At 49.4% G+C, this 16,380-nt stretch carries 17 protein-coding genes; 11 read left to right on the top strand and 6 right to left on the bottom strand.

All coding sequences use genetic code 11. The features are described from left to right. Positions 1–2: 2 nt before the first annotated feature. The 4 genes from LO777_RS03665 (at position 3) to LO777_RS03650 (ending at position 1,679) form a co-directional block, all read left to right on the top strand. Positions 3–413 (top strand): NINE protein, encoded by a 411-nt coding sequence (locus LO777_RS03665; protein ID WP_228856209.1) that lies wholly within the window; start codon positions 3–5, stop codon positions 411–413. Between the two features lie 379 nt (positions 414–792). Then, entirely contained in the window at positions 793–1,083 is a 291-nt protein-coding gene (locus tag LO777_RS03660) for a nucleotidyltransferase family protein (RefSeq protein ID WP_228856208.1), read from the top strand. After that, entirely contained in the window at positions 1,076–1,336 is a 261-nt protein-coding gene (locus tag LO777_RS03655) for a HepT-like ribonuclease domain-containing protein (protein WP_228856207.1), read from the top strand. Before LO777_RS03660 ends, LO777_RS03655 begins: the two co-directional genes overlap by 8 nt. A 211-nt stretch (positions 1,337–1,547) precedes the next feature. Further along, complete coding sequence (locus LO777_RS03650; protein WP_228856206.1) at positions 1,548–1,679, top strand: HepT-like ribonuclease domain-containing protein; 132 nt, start codon at positions 1,548–1,550, stop codon at positions 1,677–1,679. 157 nt (positions 1,680–1,836) lie between these two features. On the opposite strand, the gene LO777_RS03645 is transcribed toward LO777_RS03650, so the two are convergent. Together LO777_RS03645 and LO777_RS03640 are read right to left on the bottom strand one after the other, a co-directional pair. Next, positions 1,837–2,850, bottom strand: coding sequence for a hybrid sensor histidine kinase/response regulator (locus LO777_RS03645; RefSeq protein ID WP_228856205.1), 1,014 nt, complete (start codon positions 2,848–2,850; stop codon positions 1,837–1,839). An 11-nt stretch (positions 2,851–2,861) separates the two neighbouring features. Continuing rightward, entirely contained in the window at positions 2,862–3,383 is a 522-nt protein-coding gene (locus LO777_RS03640) for a PAS domain-containing protein (RefSeq protein WP_228856204.1), read from the bottom strand. A 356-nt stretch (positions 3,384–3,739) separates the two neighbouring features. Here LO777_RS03640 and LO777_RS03635 point away from each other — a divergent pair, with 356 nt between their 5' ends. Both LO777_RS03635 and LO777_RS03630 read left to right on the top strand, forming a co-directional pair. Further along, complete coding sequence (locus LO777_RS03635; RefSeq protein WP_228856203.1) at positions 3,740–4,009, top strand: HP0495 family protein; 270 nt, start codon at positions 3,740–3,742, stop codon at positions 4,007–4,009. 52 nt (positions 4,010–4,061) lie between these two features. After that, on the top strand, positions 4,062–4,571 hold the full coding sequence (locus tag LO777_RS03630) for a hypothetical protein (RefSeq protein WP_228856202.1): 510 nt from the start codon (positions 4,062–4,064) through the stop codon (positions 4,569–4,571). On the opposite strand, the gene pabB is transcribed toward LO777_RS03630, so the two are convergent. Next, positions 4,540–6,324 carry an aminodeoxychorismate synthase component I gene (gene pabB / locus LO777_RS03625; protein ID WP_228856201.1) on the bottom strand — a complete coding sequence of 595 codons (1,785 nt, stop codon included), beginning with the start codon at positions 6,322–6,324 and terminating at the stop codon, positions 4,540–4,542. The genes LO777_RS03630 and pabB overlap by 32 nt on opposite strands. Continuing rightward, the gene (locus tag LO777_RS03620; protein WP_228856200.1) at positions 6,228–6,509 is read right to left on the bottom strand and encodes a hypothetical protein; all 282 of its coding nucleotides are present in this window, start codon (positions 6,507–6,509) and stop codon (positions 6,228–6,230) included. The genes pabB and LO777_RS03620 overlap by 97 nt, the downstream gene beginning before the upstream one ends. Before the next feature lie 412 nt (positions 6,510–6,921). Here LO777_RS03620 and nifJ point away from each other — a divergent pair, with 412 nt between their 5' ends. Next, a complete protein-coding gene (gene nifJ / locus LO777_RS03615; protein WP_228856199.1) occupies positions 6,922–10,467 on the top strand; it encodes a pyruvate:ferredoxin (flavodoxin) oxidoreductase in 3,546 nt (1,181 codons plus the stop codon). A gap of 131 nt (positions 10,468–10,598) precedes the next feature. Here the strand turns inward: nifJ and LO777_RS03610 are convergent, their stop codons facing one another. Beyond that, the gene (locus tag LO777_RS03610) at positions 10,599–11,564 is read right to left on the bottom strand and encodes a YkgJ family cysteine cluster protein (RefSeq protein ID WP_228856198.1); all 966 of its coding nucleotides are present in this window, start codon (positions 11,562–11,564) and stop codon (positions 10,599–10,601) included. Positions 11,565–11,962: 398 nt separating this feature from the next. Here LO777_RS03610 and LO777_RS03605 point away from each other — a divergent pair, with 398 nt between their 5' ends. Then, positions 11,963–12,157, top strand: a complete 195-nt coding sequence (locus tag LO777_RS03605; protein WP_228856197.1) for a hypothetical protein — start codon at positions 11,963–11,965, stop codon at positions 12,155–12,157. A 9-nt stretch (positions 12,158–12,166) separates the two neighbouring features. After that, positions 12,167–12,982, top strand: a complete 816-nt coding sequence (locus LO777_RS03600; protein WP_228856196.1) for a histidinol-phosphatase — start codon at positions 12,167–12,169, stop codon at positions 12,980–12,982. Here LO777_RS03600 and LO777_RS03595 read toward each other — a convergent pair. Next, positions 12,957–14,579 (bottom strand): HEAT repeat domain-containing protein, encoded by a 1,623-nt coding sequence (locus LO777_RS03595; protein WP_228856195.1) that lies wholly within the window; start codon positions 14,577–14,579, stop codon positions 12,957–12,959. The two genes, LO777_RS03600 and LO777_RS03595, sit on opposite strands and share 26 nt — an antisense overlap. 309 nt (positions 14,580–14,888) lie before the next feature. On the opposite strand from LO777_RS03595, the gene LO777_RS03590 reads away from it, so the two are divergent. Then, positions 14,889–15,413 (top strand): rhodanese-like domain-containing protein, encoded by a 525-nt coding sequence (locus tag LO777_RS03590; protein ID WP_228856194.1) that lies wholly within the window; start codon positions 14,889–14,891, stop codon positions 15,411–15,413. An 8-nt stretch (positions 15,414–15,421) separates the two neighbouring features. After that, on the top strand, positions 15,422–16,300 hold the full coding sequence (locus LO777_RS03585; protein ID WP_228856193.1) for a metallophosphoesterase family protein: 879 nt from the start codon (positions 15,422–15,424) through the stop codon (positions 16,298–16,300). The last annotated feature ends 80 nt before the right edge of the window (positions 16,301–16,380 follow it).

The following is a 16,380-nucleotide window of genomic DNA, read 5'->3' as shown; positions in this document are numbered from 1 at the left end:
TCATGCACCGACAGACAGAACCAACCCATTCGGTTGTCATTGGCTACCTGCTCTGGATTTTCGGCTTTCTGGGGGCCCATCGTTTCTACTACGGAAAACAGATCAGCGGTACCATCTATTTCTTTACCCTCGGCCTCTTTTTTATCGGCTGGATTGTTGATCTCTTTCTTATTCCGACCATGAGCGAACAGGCGGACATCCGTTTTATCAGGGGAGAAGTAGACTATTCCGTCGCCTGGCTGCTCCTGGTTTTTCTGGGTCTGTTCGGCATCCACAGGATGTACATGGGAAAATGGATCAGCGGCCTGATTTACCTCGTAACGATGGGATTGTTCGGCCTGGGTTATATTTATGACCTGTGGACCCTCAATGACCAGATAAGCCTGATCAACGGCTCCCCGCATTTCTCGTGAACATTTATGTTAATTTTGAGAATAACTGCAGGATACAAATAATTAACCAACTCTCAGTGATTGAGCAAAATTTCTCTTTTTTTTAAAGTCCAAAATGAAAATACGGGCAGGTAGAAACGTTTGTCTTCGGGAGTTAAATGAAGTATATATAGGTCACTATTATTTACTGTTCGGTAAGCGAAGACTCCGGGAACTTTGAACCTGACGCTGCCTGAACTGATGAGAAATGTGGGTTAGCAAGATAACACGGCCAGTCCCCAAGCCTCAAAACCACACATCCCAATGTACTCTATGTTCCTGGGGCATTTTCTTGAATTATCAGAATTTTCTGCGGTTCAATGCCGAAACCACCCAATCCGGCCCAAGGAAGGTGTAATCCATGAATAGAGATGAAGTATTAAAAATACTAAGAAAATATAAAAAATTAAATAAAGAAAAATATGGACTTGTGGCACTGGGCATATTCGGTTCTTTTGCAAGAAATGAACAAACCGTTTCGAGTGATATTGATATTGTTCTACAAACTGAGACTCCAAACTTATTTAATATCGTCCACATCAAAGATGATTTACAAAAAGAACTCCACCTTTCTGTAGATATTGTCCGACTACGTAAAAAAATGAATCCGAGCTTACAGCGGAGAATTGAGAAAGAGGCGCTCTATGTTTGATCATAATATGCTTCTTGATATTCTCAGGCAAATACTGGAAGCGAGTAAACGGGTGAGTAAACGTTTTGAAACTGTTGACTCTGTAGACTTTTTCACAAACAGCGAAAGAGGATTGGAAAAACTTGATGCCATTTGTATGTTATTGATTGCAATTGGGGAAAGTCTGAAAAAAATTGATAAAATAACAGACAGTACATTGTTAAAGGCATACCCTCAAGTGGACTGGAAAGGTGCTAACCCGCATTTCTCATGAACATTGTGTCAATTTTGAGAATAACTGTAGAATACAAATAATTAGTCAACTTTCAGTAATTGAACAAAATTTACACAATGTTCCCCCAAGGTCAGTCCAGGCGACGCCATCTTCTGCAGTATATCGACAATAAATATAGGTAACTATAATTTATTGTCGAGAACTTTGAAGCTGACGCCGCCTGAACTGATGAGAAATGCGGGCTAAGGGCATGAGAGATATTATTTCACATCATTATTTTGATATTGACGCTGAAGAAATATACTGGGTGTGTGAAAACAAGATTCCTGAATTAATTGAAACTCTACAGAAAATTATTGCAGATATCTCGGAAGAGAGGTGATGGATGACCTTTTTTCTGAAGTGAATATTCGTTTATAATTTACTACCAGGTAAGCGAAGACTCCGGGAACTTTAAACCTGACGCCGCCCAAGCTGTTAAGAAATGCGGGTTATGGCTCTCACAATGGTTGATACAACAAGAAAATACTTACCCGGTTTTATCCCAGCGAATTGAGCAGTTTGTCCACAACAACGGAAAGATTGCGCATGGACACCGGCTTCATGCAGTACTCATTCACTCCGGCTTCCATGGCCGCGTCTTTTGAAACCTGGTCCGAATAGCCGGTAAAGAGAACAACAGGGATATCGGAACGAAGTTTCTTTATTTTCCGGCTCACCTCAAGCCCTGTCAGTTCCGGCATGGTCAGGTCTGTTATAACAAGATCAAATTTATCCGACTCTCCGGCAAATTTATCCACCGCTTCCATGGCGGAAACCGTGCCGACCACGGTATATCCCAGGGAGCGCAGGATCTCTCCTGTAACCTGAACGACCTGGCTGTCGTCATCAACCAGCAGGATACGCCCCACCCCGCTGGGCAGCTCACCGGTGTGCATCACCCGCTCGATCGGGTCAACCTTGTCCGCCAGCGGCAGAAAAACGCGAAAGGTAGTGCCCTTGCCCTTTTCACTCTCCACCTTGATATAACCACCCTGACGGTTGATGATGCCATGGACCATAGCCAGCCCCATGCCGGTACCGTAGGTTTTTTCCTTGGTGGTAAAATAGGGCTCGAAAATCCGATCAATGATTTCCTCGTCAATGCCGGTGCCGGTATCGCTGACACTGAGTTCCAGCCACTCCCTGCCATCCTTGCTCGTCTCCGCCTCGTCAAGCTTGACGGTAAGCACCCCATGCATTCCCTCCATGGCGTGAGCCGAGTTTGTGCAGAGGTTGATCAGCACCTGGTGCAGCTTGACCGGATCCACAAGCAGCCGTCCACAGTTTTCATTCACCTCTTCGACAATGACGATTGTACTGGGCAGGGTCACCCGCATCAGCTTCATCACCTCTTTGACGATGGGATGAATATGCAGCAGTTTCTCTTTCATCTCGCTTGAGCGGGAAAAAGTCAATACCTGCTCCACCAGCGATTTGGCCCTTTTGGCCGCTTTGAGAATTTCATCCAGGTAGGAAAAAACGGCGGGATCTACGGCATTATCCCTTTTCATCTTCAGGCGGATTATCTCGGTATACCCATGATGGGTGTCAACACATTGTTGAAATCGTGGGCCACACCACCTGCCAGAGTGCCGATAGCCTCCATTTTCTGGGTGTGGCGCAACTGCTTTTCAAGCCGGTACTGTTCAGTCACATTCTGGGCAATGACAATCAGGCCGGAAACCTCACCCGGTCTGATTTTAACAGGAGAACAGGTGATTTCGAAAACAACCTCCTGCCCGTCTATCCCCATCAGACCGGTTTCTATGGTACTCGTCTCTATCCGCCCTGTCTTGATGCTCCGCTGATAGGCACAGTCTTTACATGATGAGGTCTTGATGCAAAAAATCTCGTGACAGCGTTTGCCGCGGGAATTCGGGTACCGCTCCTCCACCGTCCTGTTCAACCAGTGAGCCCGATGGTTGCGGTCAAAATAGATCATCACGCCGGTAAATCCATCGGTTATGGCCTGTTTCTGGGCTTCACTTTCGCGCAGTGCAGCTTCCAGTTCATTTTTATCGATGAATTTCAGCTTATCCGACATAATACTCCTTAACACTGGCTGATCTCCCAGGAAATCCAACCAACCTGAAGATATGGTACGATTACCAGAATCCCTAACGACCTCGAATTTTACTGATAACAGTATACATTCGGGATATCAGAAAAATCAAACAAAAGGTCGGGCAGACTCATGAAATGACGGAAACAATGGAAAACTTCCATCACGAGTCAGGCCCATCTTCTTTTTCCCTTGACGGCTGAAAGACCAGTCATTATTTATGAGAGCTGAAACTCAAATTATAATGATTTTTTTACCCTTCTGCAGTCAGCAGCATTGTGTTCAACCTTTCAACCTGCCGACTGCAGAAAGAAGGTAAGTGATCAGGGATAAAGTAAATGAAAACACCCTGCAAAGAACCTCGACGACCTGAAATTGAATACCCCTGTTCCTGGGTATATAAGGTGATCGGTCAGGACTGTTCCCTGCTGAAAGACGCCATCCTTGACGCCTGTGGAACCCTGTCCGTAACAATCAGCCACTCCCATTCCAGTTCCGGCGGAAAATATCACAGCCTGAACGCCGAACTGACGGTTCACAGTGAAGAAAGCAGGCTGGCAATCTATGAATCCCTGAAAGCCAGCCCGGTTGTTAAGCTGGTTCTCTAGTACCTCTCCAGGAGGCTGCCCGAATATGGTCTTCAGCCCAAACTCTTCAGATATGTCAAAAAACAACCCGGAAAAGAAATCACAACTCATTGCTGTCCTGCGTGAAGGGGTAGCTGTCGTCCAGATGGTTCTTTTCAAGGAACTGAAAACCGTACTGACCCGGAAATATCCCGAGAAGGAAGAGCAGTTTCTTTCCATGCTGACCGGCTCCATCACCAATGAACTGTTTGGCACCCGGAATCCCGCGGAAAAATTTGCCCATTTCCGAAAGGAGCAGTGGGGAATCATTGAACAAGAGCTCCTCGGCTTAAAGGATGAACTGCCCCGTCTCTGTCCGAGAATAACCGACGCTCTCAGGATCCAGGTGCTCTGTGACCATCAGGAGGGAGAGGACAGCTCCCCGATTCTTGTTGCGGCAAAGGAATTCGGTATTCTGGATGAGGATCGTGAAATACCCCTGCCTTCCACCTTCATGACCCTGGTCAGAATTCTGGGAGAGGAACACAACCTCATCATCGCCCCGGTACAGATCAGCCCCGAAGATGACGGGCTTGTTCATTGACCTTGGAGTCTTCCACCAGTCGTACCTGCACTACACCCCGGACTGAATTGCAGACAAAGAGTGCTTCGGCTTTGCGTACCATTTCCCTTGTGATGATTTTCTCCCGCAACTTCACCGAGGTATCGGCAAGAAGCTTTTTCCGCATCACACCATCCAGCAGGCCGCAGGAAAGGGGAGGAGTCAGGTAACGGTCCCCGTCATAAAGAACCAGATTGGTGATACTCCCTTCAGTCACTTCATCTTTTTCATTGCAGAAGAGCAGGTCGAAACAGCCCCTTTCTCCCGCGTTTTTATAAGCCGTGTCAAAAATCTCCCTGTGGGTAGTCTTATGATAGAACCAGATTTTTTCCGAATTGATTACCGTATCGGAAAAAGCAACTGACGCCAGGCCGTCTTCCTGTACCGGGAGGGAAGGCAGGGATGTTCTGCGGGGCGCCTCACATTCGGCCTGGGTTATGTCGATTCGGCCATCCTTTTTCAGCACCAGCCTGACCCTTCTGCAGGTGGAATCATCAAAGGTCGCCGCTGTTTCCTGCAGCCGGTCCCGAATGATTTCCCCATGAAAAGAAAATTTAAAAAATCCGGCACTCAAGGCCAGCCGGGCCAGATGTTCCTCAAGGAGCAGGAAACCGCTTTCCGGCTGCCAGAGCATGGTTTCAAAGAGAGAGAAATCCGGTTGGGAATGGGTCAGAAAACGGCCCTTGAGCAGGGATTCTCTCCATTCATCCTCCGGATCGGAATCATAGGTGATTCCGGCACCGATCCCCATCTCTCCACTGTTCCGCCAGAGCCGGACAGTGCGGATGGGCACATTGAAGGCCCCGGTCATATCCGGAGCCAGGTAACCGATGGCACCGGTGTATACCCCGCGCTGCTCTTTTTCCAGCTCATCGATTATCTCCATGGTACGGATCTTCGGCGCACCGGTGATGGAACCGCAGGGGAAAAGAGCTTTGAACAGATCCACCAGGCTGATTTTTCCCATGGCAAAATCAGAGGTGCGGGCACGAACCGTTGAAGTCATCTGCAGCAGGGATTCGTAGGATTCCACATCGAAGAGAGAATCGGTATCCACCGAGCTGCGGCCATATCCGTGAACCAGCCGGGCAAGGTCATTGCGCAGCAGGTCAACAATCATCACGTTTTCACTCCTGTTTTTACCGTCGTGATGGAGATAATCGGCGTAACTTTTTTCTTCCGCTCTATTCCTGCCCCTTTTCGCCGTGCCTTTCATGGGCCGGACGGTGATACGGGTGGGATCTTTTCTGAAAAAAAGCTCAGGAGAAAAAGAGAGCATTCTCTCCTCGCCGCTGCGGATATAGGCGCCATAGGCAACCGACTGGTTGCGGCGCAGATCCAGGTAGAGTTTTTCCGGCGACCCTTCGAAGTCAAAGTGCAGCTTCATGGTGTAATTGACCTGGTAAGTATCCCCGGCCCCGATATATTCCCGCACCCTGCCCAGGGCCCGGACGAACTCATCCTGCTCCATGCTGGAACGGAGATTGGTGACAGTGTAGCCGGCCTCATTTACTGTCGGGGACTCGACAGTGGGCAGATCGTGCTCTCCCGTGAGATGGTCAAACAGACAGGGCTTTCTGAAAACACCGAAGTCAGCCAGCAGGTCGGCTCCCCGGCTGCGAGGCTTTTTCTCCACATCTATATCGGCTTCGAGGATGGCCCCGAATTCATAACCGAGCCAGCCCGCCAGGTAATATCCCTCTTCCAGTGCCCCTGCAGCTCCCGCAGGTAACACACGGGATCATCCCCGAATCTGCACACTTTCCTGTCAAGCGGCTCGGTAAAGAGTATGGATCGGTGATTTTCCTCATCCGGTCGTGATGTGTCCAGAAAGACAAAATCGCCCCTTTCACCCAGGTATTCCAGCAGTTTTTCCAGTAAAGGTTTCTGAATGGTATACATCTGTCCAGCTCCCGACATTAAATCTCTCACCTCAATCCTGCAGTTCTCTTCACCCCTCTTGAGGAAGCCGGTATACTGCCGGCACACAAAGTCAAAAGGTTACGATTTGTTTTACTGATGTAACCAATCAACATTTCTCATTGCCATTCCATTGCAGAGCCGCCTGAAATCGCCTATAGTAGCGACTCTGAAACAGTTGTAATTCTGTGTGTCTTGTACTATTATCACTCGATATTGCTTCCATGGCAGGACATGCACCTGAATCCGTCACGGTTTTGTTACTATTCACCCCCTGCCGGGTTAGATATTTAACCTAAATCCGTCGTTGCAGACAGCAAAAAATGCAATTTCAGGATTCCGGACATTAAAATCTCGCAGGTTTTTTATACAACAGGCATACATCAACAGTCACAACAAAGGAGATAAAATCATGTCGCGAAAGATGGTAACCATAGACGGCAACCAGGCTTGCACCCACGTCGCCTACGCCACCAGTGAAGTGATCACGCTGTATCCCATTACTCCATCTACTCCGCTGGCCGCGGAAGCAGATCAGAAATCGGCTGCCCTGCAGAAGAATATCTGGGGAACAACTCCCGTTGTCAACCAGATGCAATCCGAGGCAGGTGTTGCCGGTTCCATTCACGGTTCACTGACCACGGGTGCTCTCTGTACCACCTTTACGGCATCCCAGGGTCTGCTGCTGATGATCCCCAATATGTATAAAATTGCCGGCGAGCTGACCCCCACCGTTTTCCACGTGACGGCACGGGCCATTGCCTGCCAGGGTCTTTCCATCTTTGGAGACCACTCCGACATCTACTCCGCCAGGCAGACCGGCTGGGGTATGCTCTGCTCCCAGAATGTTCAGGAAGCCATGGACATGGCCCTGATCTCGACCCAGGCCACCCTGGCCTCGCGTATTCCCTTCGTTCATTTCTTCGACGGGTTCCGGACTTCCCACGAGATCCAGAAGATTGAAGAGCTGACCCAGGATGACATGCGGGAAATGATAGACGAAGAACTCGTTTTCGAACATCGAAAACGTGCTCTCTCCCCTGACAATCCAGTCATTCGCGGAACCGCCCAGAACCCGGATGTTTACTTCACCGGCCGGGAAACGGTCAACAAGTATTACAACGCGGTTCCCTCAATTGTCCAGGAAACCATGAACAAGTTCGCGTCTATCACTGGTCGACAATACCATCTCTTTGACTACCACGGTGCCCCGGATGCGGAAAATGTCGTCGTCATGATGGCTTCGGGTTGCGAAACCGTTGCCGCCACTATTGATCACCTGGTTGCCCAGGGAGAAAAAGTGGGTATGGTCATCGTCCGCCTCTATCGCCCCTTTGACTGCAAGGCCATGGTCAATGCCCTGCCGTCCACGGTTGAGCGTATTACCGTGCTTGACAGAACCAAGGAACCGGGAGCATCGGGTGACCCACTCTACCTCGACGTTCGCGCGGCGGTTGGTGAGGCCATCGAAACCAACAGCTCCATCTATCCGCCGATTATTCTCGCCGGACGCTATGGACTGGGTTCCGCCGAATTCACACCGGCCATGGTCAAGGCCGTATTCGATAACATGACAGCCATGGCTCCCAAGCACAAGTTCTGCGTGGGACCGAATGATGACGTGACCTTCTCCAGCCTCGACTACGATCCTTCCTATAATATCGAGGGCGACGATGTCTACCGGGCCATGTTCTACGGCCTCGGCTCAGACGGTACTGTCGGAGCGAACAAAAACACCATCAAGATTATCGGAACCGAAACCGATAACTCCGCCCAGGGATATTTTGTATACGACTCCAAGAAATCAGGTTCCATTACCACCAGTCATCTCCGTTTCGGCAAGAACCCGGTGGTTGCACCCTACCTGATCAACAAGGCCAATTTCATCGCCTGCCATAACTTCACCTTCCTTGACATGGTTGACATGCTCTGCAACCTGGAAGAGGGCGGCACCTTCCTGCTCACCACAAGTTATGACAAGGATACGGTGTGGGAACATCTGCCCAAGAAGGTTCAGCAGGATCTGATTGCCAAGAAGGCCAAGTTCTATATTATTGATGCCATCTCTCTCGGCCTGGCCCTCGGGCTCGGTGCCCGGATCAACATGATCATGCAGACCGCGTTTTTCCTGATCTCCGGCATTCTCACCGAAGAAGAGGCCATCAAGGCCATCAAGGACGCCATCAAGAAAACCTACGGCAAGAAAGGCGACAAGGTTGTCCAGATGAACTACGACGCCGTTGACGGTGCCGTTAAAAATATCGTCGAAGTTCCCCTCGGAGACAAGGTTGACGGCCATGAAATTCCACCGGCCGTTCCCGAGACCGCAACGGATTTCGTCAAGGAAGTCACGGCGAAGATCATTGAAGGAAAAGGTACGGAACTCAAGGTTTCCCAGATACCGGCGGATGGTACCTGGCCCACGGGAACAACCCAGTACGAAAAACGTAATATCGCTGTTTCCGTTCCAAGATGGATTCCTGATAACTGTATCCAGTGTGGACAGTGCGCCCTGGTCTGTCCCCATGCTGCAAACAGAATCAAGATTGTTCCCGAGTTAAAGGACGCGCCCGAAAGCTTTTTGTCAAAAGATGCCGTCGGAAAAGCCTTTAAAGGACAAAAATTTGCCCTGCAAATCTTTTCCGAAGACTGCTGTGGCTGCACCCTTTGCGTCAGTGTCTGCCCGGCCAAAACCAAGGCCCTGGAGATGATCCCCAACAGCGAGGAACTGAAGGAAGTTCAGTCCGCCAATGTGGACTATTTCCTCTCCCTGCCCGAGATTAATCCGGCTGATATCAATGTCGCCACGGTGAAAGGCAGTCAGCTGAAACGGCCCCTGTTCGAGTTCTCAGGCGCCTGTGCCGGTTGTGGTGAGACCCCTTATATCAAGCTTGTCTCCCAACTGTTTGGTGACAGAATGTATATCGGTAATGCCACAGGCTGTTCCTCCATCTACGGTGGCAACCTGCCCACCACCCCCTACTGTAAACGGGAAGACGGCCGTGGGCCCACCTGGGCTAATTCTCTTTTTGAGGATGGCGCAGAATTCAGTGCAGGAATGCGTACCACCGTCAACAAACTGACACTGCAGGCGGATGAACTGTTAAACAGTGTTGTTGAAGCTGGTCTGGTTGCAGAAGATACTGCGAAAGCCATTCTTGAGGCAGAGCAGGTTACCCAGGTGGATATCGAAGCACAGCGTGCCCGTGTTGCAGAGCTGAAAGCAATCCTGGAAAAAACCGCGGATATCCGCGCCAAGCGCCTCATCTATCTCGCCGACTACCTGGTGAAGAAATCGGTATGGGCCTTTGGTGGTGACGGATGGGCCTATGATATCGGTTATGGTGGTGTTGACCACGTCCTCGCCTCCGGTGAAAATGTCAATATTCTTGTTCTCGACACCGAGGTGTATTCCAATACCGGCGGCCAGATGTCCAAGTCCACCCCGCGGGCGGCAACCGCTCAGTTTGCCTCCAGCGGCAAGAAAATGCCCAAGAAAAACATGGGTATGATCTTTGCCACCTACGGCAATGTCTACGTGGCACAGATCAGTATCGGCGCCAATCCGGCCCAGGCCATCAAGGCCATCGCCGAGGCTGAAGCCTATGACGGACCGTCCCTGATTATCGCCTACGCCCACTGCATCAACCACGGTATCAATATGGCACTGGGACTTGAGCAGCAGAAGAAGGCGGTTGCCTGTGGTCACTGGACCCTGTACAGGTACAATCCTGACCTGGAAGCCCAGGGCAAAAACCCGTTGATCATTGATTCCAAGGAACCCACCATCAGTTTTGAGGAATACGCACTCGGTGAAAACCGTTATCGTCTCCTCAAGCGGGTTAATCCCAAGAAGGCAGATGAGCTGATGGCCGAATCCCAGAAGGACGTGACCAAGAGCTGGAGATTTATCAAGAGCCTGGCTGCTGCCCTGGAACCTGAAAAGGAAGAAGAATAGCCCACGGGATAGCCCCGGTTGAAAAACGCGGGATAGAACTGTGAGGTAAAACAGAAAAAGGCCGGATGGTTTCACAACCACCCGGCCTTTTTCTTTGCCGTCTTCCGTGTTCAAACGGTATGAAATACGGGTTACTTCTTTTCAACTACTCCGGTATCAGCCTTAGCCTTTTTTATTTCTGTCTTCAGCTCTTCGTATTCCTTTACAGACTGTATTACAGCCTCATCCTGGCGTTTCTTCATCTGCTCCACCTTCTCTTTTACTTTTTCAGGGCGCATCTTCAACCCCTTGGCGCCGAAAAGCGTTGCAGCCAGATATTTAAAGGAAAAGAGCATGAGTTCCACGTCATCTTCCTTAATTTTTTTGAGGGTCTCTTCGTCCAGTTCATAAATTTCAAGGAAGGTGCTCTCGAAAATAAACTTCCTGAAAGTTGCAAGGTCGGTTGAGGCCATAAAGAACATGCGCTTTGCCTGCTCCGAGAGACTCGCCTGGATACCGAAAGATTTTCGCCGCATCACCAACCGCAGCCACTCCTTGTTCATTTCATCACGAACATCAACGCCCTGGTCGGCACGCCACTCCCGTATGGTCCATTCTTTATCCTCTTCAAAACCCTTGCAATGGTCCTCACGGACAATGAAGAAAAATTTCTCTTCAGCTGATGTATTTTCGTTGCCGTCACTGTCCCGACTGCCGCCTTCATGAAAGTCAGCCATTCCCACAGGATAATATCTGCAGGCGGTGGGCCTGTCCGAATAGACCGTGCAACCGTCCGGAGTGACAAAGGGACATTTATTATCATCTTCCCGCAGTTTAATCATTACTCCGGGCATATCGGTTTTTTCCAGATAGGTCGGCTGGGTATATTTCTGCAGAAATTCATGGGCCGGAATTTCGAGCCGTTGTGTCAGTTTCAGGATGTCGTAAGGGGTCAGCACGATCTTGATGCCGCCGCAACATGCCGTAAAGCATTTTACACCCGGATGACAGCGGAATTTCAAGTAGCTGTCCAGGCTCAGTTTCTTGGGTTCAATCGAGGAGGGGTTCTTTTCCTTGCCGAAAATAGTCTTCTCCTTTGCACTTTTCTTCTCTGTCATTCCATCACCTTGTCAAATATATAAAAAATGTCGGTACCCACCCGGGCACCCTGCATTTCAAGTTCTCCATTATGGATTACATGGAAGGGTCCACCATTTCCCCACAAGCTGTGTATATTAAACTTCCCTGCTCAAAGTGTAAACAATTTAAAACAGTACCCGCCACCCAACGGTTCGACCATGGCTTTATCTGAAAATCGTGCTTTCTGATAAATGTATTTTTCCCATTTTTCCTACTCTTCGTGCGGCCGTAGAAGGATACCCTTTATTTTCTTGCAGTTTTGATCAATAATGCGTATATGTCATATCATTTCGGAGTACCCTGCTTCTGTCCATTGATACTGAACAGGAAATAAAAGATATATTGATGGTGAACCCACCATGAAGGATTACACTGCATGAAATTGTTTTCTCCTCCCATAGACCTCTCATCCGTCAGTACCGTTGTCTATCATCTGCCGGATGGCCCTGCTCTTTCACTGAAGATTGAAGGTATAGAGGAATATCTTGATCTGGAAATGGAGCTCGGCCATGTCTGTGACACTTCTGAAATTGACGGTGTTCTCCATTTTTTCCCCAGGGGCAATGCCTGAAAACCCTTCATGACAACAAACCATCCTGAGAAGAAACTCCCACTGGATTATAAAACTGATCGTCATGTTCACACTTCTTTTTGCGGCCACGCGACCGGAGAGATGGAAGAGTATGTCCTGGCGGCCATCGAGCAGAACCTCGACGGCCTGGTCTTTCTCGAACACATGGAAGAGGAGATCAGCGCTGCGCATTGCACCTGGCTGTCTGAAGACGATTTTGACCTCTTTTTCAAGGAAGGCAGACGACTGCAGGAAAAATACAGGGGACGAATTGAAATCGGCTTGGGAGTGGAATGCGGGTATAACCCCGCCGCCGCGCAACAGCTGCTCTCACGTCTAAAGAGCCGCCAGTGGGCCGAAATCGGCATTTCCTGTCATTTCGTGAAAATGAAAGACAGTAAAGAACACCTGAATCTGTTCAGTCGCAAGAAAGAGAGTGTTGAAAAGATGGCCCTGTACGAAAGAGAAGAAATCCTGACTCTCTATTTCGAATCTCTTCTTGAAGCAGTTCAAACCCTGCCCGGCACAATACTCTGCCACCTGGACGCTGCAATGAGGTTCCTGCCTGATATCCACCCCACCCACAACCAGATGGACAGAATAGAACACCTGCTTGACAGGGTGAAGGAACAGGGCATGGCCCTGGAACTGAATACATCCGGGATGACCATCAGGGGAGAACAGTTTCCTGCCCGCACGATTCTGGAAATGGCAGTTTCCAGGAAAATACCGCTGGTTCTCGGCTCGGACTCCCACAGGCCGAAAACAGTGGGAGCCCATTTCAATACAATGAAGAACCTTATTGCTTCAATGCATCTTCCATAGCCGCACCGAGAGTCTTGGCATTGAATGGCTTGTGGAGGATGGAATTGACTCCAGCCGCGTAAGCGGCCTCATTATCCTGCGCCTCATTCTGGGTAGTTACCATAATAATCGGCAGGAGCTTCGCAGAGTATTTTTCCCTGATCTTTTCAGTCAGCTGTACTCCGGTAATTGCCGGCATGTTCAGATCGGTCAGCACCATCAATGGTTTTTCCGTCTCCAGCCATTCCAGGGCTGATGCCGGAAACTCGAAAAGAATGGGATCGTACCCCAGTTCATGGAGGGTGGCCTTGTAAATATTGAGGATCATCCTGGAATCATCAACAGCCACGACCTTCGGCCTGACTCCGGCCTCATCTTCACCCACCAGTTTTCTGGCGAATTCATTTTTCCCGGCATCCAGCAGCAGCTTGTGGTAATGCTCCCGGATATCCTTATGGGTATGGGGCAGATAAATCAGCGCCAGTTCCTGAAAGATCTCGTCGTCTGCCAGGTTCATAAAGACATTGTCCACCTGGGCATTGACAATGATTTTTGCTATATGCCGGGCCTCCTCTTCCGGTCCCCGCAACAGGTTTTTAATACCCGCCCCGAGGATCGGTGAAAAATTCCGGTCAATGGCCCTGGCCGCCGCCACACAGACATGGTCCTCCACATCCGTTAAACCAGCAGTCAGGGTATAGGCACCTTTCTTGAGAGGAAGAAGTGCCAGGGCCTCGTAGGCGGCAAAACGCACATTGGCGCTCTTCGGTTCATTGGAGAGCAGTTTTCTTATGGGAACAATGGCGGACTCATCGGCGATTTCCCCCAGCACATTCAAGGTATGAATGAGAAAATCCGGGTCATCGTGGAGCAGATTCTCTATCAGGTACGGCACTGATTTCGGTCCGATCTCCACCAGTTTCTGCTTGGCATAGGTCCGCATATGGGCATATTTGGAGCGGATGGTGTCATTGAGCTTTTCAAGAGAAATCTGGTCCTGCACTTCAGAAAAGATGGAGAGAATCAGAAAATCTATCTCATTGTCCGTTCCCATCCGTTCAGCCAGCCGGTGCATGGCCGTAGGGGTTCCCACCTGGCCGAGAGACTGCACAGCCGCCATTATCAGTTCACGGTTGGCGGCATAGAGATAGTCGGTCAGTGTGTTGATGGCCTCGGGATCACCGATCTGACCCAACGTCTCTATAATCAGCAGGATCTGGGCCTCATCTTCCGATTCCGCAACCATGTCCAGAAGGATCGGAGTCGCCTCTTCGAACTTGAGTTCCCCCACCACCTTGATCAGCTCAGTCTTATCCCCTATATCCGGAGAAGCCAGAAATTCGAGCAGCTTTTCCGGATAGGCCAGAAGTTGGCTGAGAAAAGTTTCCCGGATAATGGGCATTTCATCGGCAACCTCCACCTTTTCAGTCAACAGGTAGAGAAAGAGGGGGATTGAAAAATCCAACTCGGCCCTGGAAAGAAGATAGATCAGCGTTTTCTTTGTCTTTTCATCGACATGCTCAATCTGCTCCAGAACAAGCCTTGTCTTCAGCGCATCCCCGGTTTTTATATTATCCTTGACCTCATCAATCATATGTTGAGGGTTTAAATCAACCATATCAGCTCCACCTGTTTCCTGAGTTCCATGCCCTTCAACCCGAATATCCTCAACCTGCTCCCTGTTAAATTGAAGCCGGGTTTTTCGGATCCTTGGGTTCACAATCGCAAAAGAGCGTTATTAATTATTCTTTCCAGAAAATAATATCATAAAAAAAACAGCTTTGTCTAATTGAACTGAAGCATTTTTCAGCCAATCGCTCCAAAAAGCCTGAACACGGTTCAAATCCTTGTGAGATACCCAATGTTGACAGGGATAGGCACAATGGATAGTTTTTCGTTTAAATCCACTCAACCCAGGGAGGTTACCTTGAAGACAAAAAACTCTTTTCCCTTCTTTTTTTTCTGTATCCTGTTATCCCTTTCCATTCCTCTTTCCGCTGCAGCCGCGACAAGCATTGAACAGATCAGGCAAAATGTAGTAAAATTGTGGAAACCAATCAAACAGAACCAGCCCCATGTCAATGCCGTCGAGTTTAAAAAGATCATGGACAGGGGGCAGGATTTTGTCCTTCTCGATGTTCGCACCGAAAAGGAATACAATGCTGCCCACCTTCCCGGAGCAATTCATATCAACCGGGGGTTGATTGAATGGATAGTTCCCAACAGAATCCAGGATCCGGGTGCGCGAATTTATGTTTACTGCAGGACAGGGGCCCGCTCGGCTTTTGCAACCCACCGACTTACCGAAATGGGTTACACGAATGTCACCAATATATCTGATGCTTTCAGGGGATGGGTTGTTGCCGGATATCCGGTATACAACAGGCATGGCGAGTTCACCTTGAAACCTGAAGCTTTTGAGAAAAAAGATCCCTATATTGATGAAGAGTAGCACTACAGATGCCAGCTGCCGATAAGGACACCATTCGGGCCCTGGACAAGGGTTGCCTGCCACTGACAGGTTCAGCAAAAACAGTCTTTCAGCCGGTCAGGTTTGGCGTGATCGCTGATTGTCATGTGGATACCAGTGAAAAAGGCATTGAATACCTTGAATGGGCGATTAAAAAACTGAATCAGACCGAAGAACTGAACTTTGTCGTGTTCAATGGTGATCTTCTTCGGGACGGTGAAGTTGAAAATGCAAGAGCTGTTCGAGAAGTTCTGGGCAGTCTGAAAACTGAAGTCTGCGTTCTCAGGGGCAACCATGATTTTCGGCCTGCTGATCCTGAAAAGAGAAAAACAGGAACCCGTTACCTGGAGCCTGATGATTTTATCAGTTTTTTCACAGGATTTGGTTATGACGGGTTGAAAACCCCTTTTTACGCAAAACAAGTGGCGCCGGGCCTGCGCCTGCTGGCGCTGGATGGTTGTCTGCCCCATGAAAGAGAGAAATGGGGCGGCATCCTGCCGGCAGAGCAGCTCGACTGGCTCGACACCCAGCTCTCCTCCCACGCCGACCAGGTGAACCTGGTATTTATACATCACGGCCTGATCCACTGGATTCCCACAGACCGTGAAGACGAGACAAAAAAATGGTACCGTATCGATAATGCCAGAGATGTGCAAACGGTGCTGGAAAAAAATAGAAGGGCCACGCCGATCGCCATTTCCGGCCACCGGCATATTGGCCTCCATTACTGCGAACTCAGGGGAGTCAATTATTTCACCGTTCCACCGCTTCTTTCTCCTGCCCCTCGATATACCATATTCACCGTAACACCCGAACAGATTTCCTGGGAGAGCTGCGGGTTAGCCCGCATTTCTCATCAGTTCAGGTGACGTCAGGTTCAAAGTTTTTTGCAGTGAATTATAGTGATCTATATTTATTGCAAAAATACTGTAGAAGATGGCGTCGCCTG

The sequence above is a fragment of the Desulfomarina profundi genome (genome assembly GCF_019703855.1).
Lineage (GTDB): Bacteria > Desulfobacterota > Desulfobulbia > Desulfobulbales > Desulfocapsaceae > Desulfomarina > Desulfomarina profundi.
The sequence above is the reverse complement of the archived record's forward strand: the minus strand, read 5'-3'. Positions and strand labels throughout refer to the sequence as shown.

Coding starts and splice junctions, on each gene's coding strand:
- LO777_RS03665 (WP_228856209.1), top strand. CDS start 3: ATGCACCGACAGACAGAACCAACCCATTCGGTTGTCATTGGCTACCTG.
- LO777_RS03660 (WP_228856208.1), top strand. CDS start 793: ATGAATAGAGATGAAGTATTAAAAATACTAAGAAAATATAAAAAATTA.
- LO777_RS03655 (WP_228856207.1), top strand. CDS start 1,076: ATGTTTGATCATAATATGCTTCTTGATATTCTCAGGCAAATACTGGAA.
- LO777_RS03650 (WP_228856206.1), top strand. CDS start 1,548: ATGAGAGATATTATTTCACATCATTATTTTGATATTGACGCTGAAGAA.
- LO777_RS03645 (WP_228856205.1), bottom strand. CDS start 2,850: ATGAAAAGGGATAATGCCGTAGATCCCGCCGTTTTTTCCTACCTGGAT.
- LO777_RS03640 (WP_228856204.1), bottom strand. CDS start 3,383: ATGTCGGATAAGCTGAAATTCATCGATAAAAATGAACTGGAAGCTGCA.
- LO777_RS03635 (WP_228856203.1), top strand. CDS start 3,740: ATGAAAACACCCTGCAAAGAACCTCGACGACCTGAAATTGAATACCCC.
- LO777_RS03630 (WP_228856202.1), top strand. CDS start 4,062: ATGTCAAAAAACAACCCGGAAAAGAAATCACAACTCATTGCTGTCCTG.
- LO777_RS03620 (WP_228856200.1), bottom strand. CDS start 6,509: ATGTCGGGAGCTGGACAGATGTATACCATTCAGAAACCTTTACTGGAA.
- nifJ (WP_228856199.1), top strand. CDS start 6,922: ATGTCGCGAAAGATGGTAACCATAGACGGCAACCAGGCTTGCACCCAC.
- LO777_RS03610 (WP_228856198.1), bottom strand. CDS start 11,564: ATGACAGAGAAGAAAAGTGCAAAGGAGAAGACTATTTTCGGCAAGGAA.
- LO777_RS03605 (WP_228856197.1), top strand. CDS start 11,963: ATGAAATTGTTTTCTCCTCCCATAGACCTCTCATCCGTCAGTACCGTT.
- LO777_RS03600 (WP_228856196.1), top strand. CDS start 12,167: ATGACAACAAACCATCCTGAGAAGAAACTCCCACTGGATTATAAAACT.
- LO777_RS03595 (WP_228856195.1), bottom strand. CDS start 14,579: ATGGTTGATTTAAACCCTCAACATATGATTGATGAGGTCAAGGATAAT.
- LO777_RS03585 (WP_228856193.1), top strand. CDS start 15,422: ATGCCAGCTGCCGATAAGGACACCATTCGGGCCCTGGACAAGGGTTGC.